Source organism: Myxococcus sp. CA039A (assembly GCF_013336645.1).
GTDB lineage: Bacteria > Myxococcota > Myxococcia > Myxococcales > Myxococcaceae > Myxococcus > Myxococcus llanfairpwllgwyngyllgogerychwyrndrobwllllantysiliogogogochensis.
Map to the genome: position 1 here is coordinate 1 of NZ_JABUMQ010000551.1, position 3,783 is coordinate 3,783.

The 3,783-nt window shown below is 70.6% G+C and carries 3 protein-coding genes and 1 pseudogene; 3 read left to right on the forward strand and 1 reads right to left on the reverse strand.

The features are described 5' to 3' along the window. Positions 1-247, reverse strand: a pseudogene (locus HR086_RS45435) (hypothetical protein); the annotation flags it as partial. A gap of 195 nt (positions 248-442) precedes the next feature. Here HR086_RS45435 and xth point away from each other — a divergent pair. The 3 genes from xth to HR086_RS45450 all read left to right on the forward strand — a co-directional run bounded on the left by xth (position 443) and on the right by HR086_RS45450 (position 3,335). Then, positions 443-1,213 carry an exodeoxyribonuclease III gene (gene xth, locus HR086_RS45440; protein WP_141645701.1) on the forward strand — a complete coding sequence of 257 codons (771 nt, stop codon included), beginning with the start codon at positions 443-445 and terminating at the stop codon, positions 1,211-1,213. 58 nt (positions 1,214-1,271) lie between these two features. Beyond that, positions 1,272-2,093 (forward strand): alpha/beta hydrolase, encoded by an 822-nt coding sequence (locus tag HR086_RS45445; RefSeq protein ID WP_254623561.1) that lies wholly within the window; start codon positions 1,272-1,274, stop codon positions 2,091-2,093. Between the two features lie 69 nt (positions 2,094-2,162). Next, positions 2,163-3,335, forward strand: a complete 1,173-nt coding sequence (locus tag HR086_RS45450) for a threonine synthase (protein ID WP_174461311.1) — start codon at positions 2,163-2,165, stop codon at positions 3,333-3,335. Positions 3,336-3,783 lie beyond the last annotated feature (448 nt).

The window sequence follows — 3,783 nt, forward strand, 5'->3', positions numbered from 1 at the left end:
GGGGAATGGGGAGGGGAGCCTCGGTGAAGCCCTGGACCGCCTCAGGGCCCGTGCCCGTGTCGCGGGTGCGCGCCGCGTGCTGGTCGGCGAGGGCGAGCCACGGGCGCCACGTGGCCGGCAGGGGCACGTCGCTCCACGCGGCCAGGCCGAGCGCGGCGAGGCAGGTGGGCAGCAGGGACTTCTTCAGCGCGGGGGGCAGGGTGAAACCCAGGGTGCGGCGGGTGGCCTTCCTCGTCCTCGGGCTCATGGCGACCTCGACTCCAGGCGGGGCGTCCGAGAAGGACACTCCGGGCGGACACCTGTGGGCGTCCTCCCACCCGGGGCTATTGCGATGGCCGTGCCAGGGGCCTGCCCCGAGGGCATGAGACAGGGTGTGTCCCTGGGGCCGCACGCGAGGGGAAAACCGTGGCGGGGGCGTGGGTGTCGTGCGACGGTGCCCGCGATGAAAATCGCCACCTGGAACGTGAACTCGGTGAGGGCCCGTCAGGAGCGGCTGCTCGAGTGGCTGAAGAGCGCGCAGCCGGACATCCTCTGCCTTCAGGAGCTGAAGTGCACGGAGGACGACTTCCCGATGGAGGCCGTGCGCGACGCCGGCTACCACGCGGCGGTCCACGGGCAGAAGACCTACAACGGCGTGGCCATCCTCGCGAAGGAGGAGCCACGCGACGTGGTGAAGGGGCTGTCGGACGGCGTGGATGACACGCATGCGCGCCTCATCGCCGCGACGGTGGCCGGCATCCGCGTGGTGAGCGCGTACGCGCCCAATGGCCAGACGGTGGACTCGCCCCAGTACGAGTACAAGCTCGAGTGGTACGGCCGCCTGCGGCGCTACCTGGACACGCGGCACAAGCCCGACGAGGCGCTGGTGCTCGGCGGCGACTGGAACGTGGCGCCCGAGGACATCGACACCTACGACCCGAAGCTGTGGGAGGGCCAGACGCTCTTCACGCTGAAGGAGCGGGATGCGCTCCAGCGGCTGCGCGCGTTCGGACTGACGGATGCGTACCGGAAGCTGTACCCGGACACGCAGCGCTTCTCGTGGTGGGACTACCGGATGCTCGGCTTCCCGAAGAACCTGGGGCTGCGCATCGACCACCTCTACGTGTCGGCGCCGCTGGTGCCCAGGCTGACGGGCTCGGACACGGACCGCGAGGCGCGCAAGGGCAAGCAGCCCTCGGACCATGCGCCGGTGTGGTTGGAACTGCGGGACTGAAGTGGGGAGGACAGGCGTGATTCAGCTGCGATGGCCGATGTTGTGCGTGGGGCTGGGGATGTTCCTCGTGGGCTGTGCGTCCGCGGGCAAGCCGCCCGAGGCCGCGGAGGCGCCCGAGCCCGTGCCCGCGCACCAGACCTTCACGCTGGAGTCCGCGAAGCTGAAGGAGGTCCGCCACATCGCCGTCTACACGCCTCCTGGCTACGACGCGGCGAAGGACACGCGCTTCCCGGTGCTCTACATGCCCGACGGTGGGCTCAAGGAGGACTTCCCTCACGTCGCCTCCGCCGTGGACGCGGCCATTCGCGCGGGCGAGCTGCGGCCGCTGCTCGTGGTGGGCGTCGAGAACACGGTGCGGCGGCGCGACATGACGGGCCCCACCACGGTGGCCACCGACAAGGAGGCCGCGCCCATCTCGGGAGGCTCGGACGCGTTCCGGGCGTTCTTTCGCGACGAGCTGATGCCGGAGGTCCGCCAGCGCTATCGCGTGACGGAGGAGCGGGCCATCATCGGGGAATCGCTCGCGGGGCTGTTCATCGTGGAGACGTTCTTCCTGGAGCCGGAGCTGTTCGGCACGTACCTCGCGCTGAGCCCCAGCATCTGGTGGAACGCGGAGTCGCTGGTGCGTCAGGCGGGTGAGCGACTCACGGCGCGCTCGGACCTGAAGGCCGCGCTGTACGTGTCCTCCGCGAACGAGGTGGATGACATCGTCCCCGCCGTCGAGCGGCTGCGCGAGGTCCTCCGGGTGAGCGCGCCCGCGGGCTTGAAGTGGGAGGTCGAGCCTCGGCCGGACCTCCGCCACGACAACATCTACCGGTCCACCGCGCCGGCTCTGCTGCGCAAGTGGCTGCCTCCGGTGGCCGCCGAGACCGCGCGGTAGGCACGTCGTCGCGGGGACCGCCGAGAGCGCCCCGCCTTCACGCCCGGCCTGGATTAGAGTCGGCGCCCCATGCCCGTCATCCGACTCGACTGTACGAAGTGCGACCGGACGTTTGCGCCGGGCGCCGTGCTGAACCTGTGCACGTCCTGCAGCGCTCCCCTCTTCGCGCGCTACGACCTGGAGCGCGCGGCGAAGACGCTTCGGCCCGAGGCCCTGGCGACGCGGGAGCGCTCCATGTGGCGCTATCACGAGGTGATGCCCGTGGAGGACCCCGCGCAGCGGCTCAGCCTGGGCGAAGGCTACACGCCGCTGCTCCATGCGCCGCGCCTGTCGGAGTGGCTGGGGCTGAAGCGCGTCATGGTGAAGGACGAGGGCGGAAATCCCACCGGCTCGTTCAAGGCGCGCGGCCTGTCGGCGGCGGTGTCCATGGCGAAGGTGCTGGGGGCGAAGGCGGTGTGCCTGCCCTCCGCGGGCAACGCCGGGAGCGCGCTGGCGGCCTATGCGGCGCGGGGTGGCCTGGAGGCGCATGTCTTCGTGCCCAAGGACATCGCGAGCCTCTTCCTCATGGAGACCCGTGCCTACGGCGCGCACGTCGAGACGGTGGACGGCCTCATCACCGACGCGGGCAGGGTGTGCGCCAGCCTCGCGCGTGAGCATGGCTGGTACGAGTGCGCCACGCTGAAGGAGCCCTACCGCGTGGAGGGCAAGAAGACGATGGGCTACGAGCTGGCGGAGCAACTGGATTGGACGCTGCCGGACGTCATCCTCTACCCGACGGGCGGAGGCACCGGACTCATCGGCATGTGGAAGGCGTTCGAGGAGATGGAGACCATGGGGCTCATCGGCTCGAAGCGTCCCCGGATGGTCGCGGTGCAGGCGGAGGGCTGCGCGCCCATCGTGAAGGCGCATGCGGAAGGTCAGCCGGATGCGCCCATGTGGCCCGGGGCGACGACGCACGCGCACGGCCTTCGCGTGCCGAAGGCGCTGGGCGACTTCCTCATCCTCCGCGCCGTGAAGGCCAGCGGAGGGACGGCCATCTCCGTCACCGAGGAGGAAATCGTGCAGGGCACGAAGGAGCTCGCGGCCTCCGAGGGACTCTTCGCGGCGCCCGAGGGCGGGGCCTGCGTGGCCGCGCTGCGCAAGCTCCAGTCCGCGGGCCAGGTGGCGCCGGACGAGTCGGTGGTGGTCTTCAACACGGGCACGGGCTTCAAGTACGTGGAGAACATGGCCCCGCTCTGGTGAGCGCGGCCACGAGCCCCGTCGACAGCGGCGTCGCCTCCTTCGTCGAGGTGCGCCGCGATTCCCAAGCGGGCCTCGCGACAAGGTGCGGTGCGTCAAGCCTGGCCGAGTCCCTCAAGAGGCAACAAGTCGCACCTGAATCGCGGTGTGGCGCCCATGATGAGCGACGCGCTCGATGCGCCACTCGAACGGCGAGCACCCGTGCAGGAAGCGCCGCGGGTGGCCCAAGATGGGGAGTGCGCTCAATAGAAGCCACGCTCGACTCGTGACGCGCCACGGGTGCGCCTCGAACGGTGAGGAGTCTCCCTTGAATCATGTCCCGCGCCGCCTGCTGAGAGCCGCACCCCGCGATGTTTCCTCCAGCGCGAGCAGTCCCTCGCCCGGAGAGCCCGCCCTCCTGTGTGAGGGCACCGGCCGCGCGAAGGTGCGCCGGGAGGTTCGGGGGCTGTCT

Coding starts and splice junctions, on each gene's coding strand:
- xth (WP_141645701.1), top strand. CDS start 443: ATGAAAATCGCCACCTGGAACGTGAACTCGGTGAGGGCCCGTCAGGAG.
- HR086_RS45445 (WP_254623561.1), top strand. CDS start 1,272: ATGTTCCTCGTGGGCTGTGCGTCCGCGGGCAAGCCGCCCGAGGCCGCG.
- HR086_RS45450 (WP_174461311.1), top strand. CDS start 2,163: ATGCCCGTCATCCGACTCGACTGTACGAAGTGCGACCGGACGTTTGCG.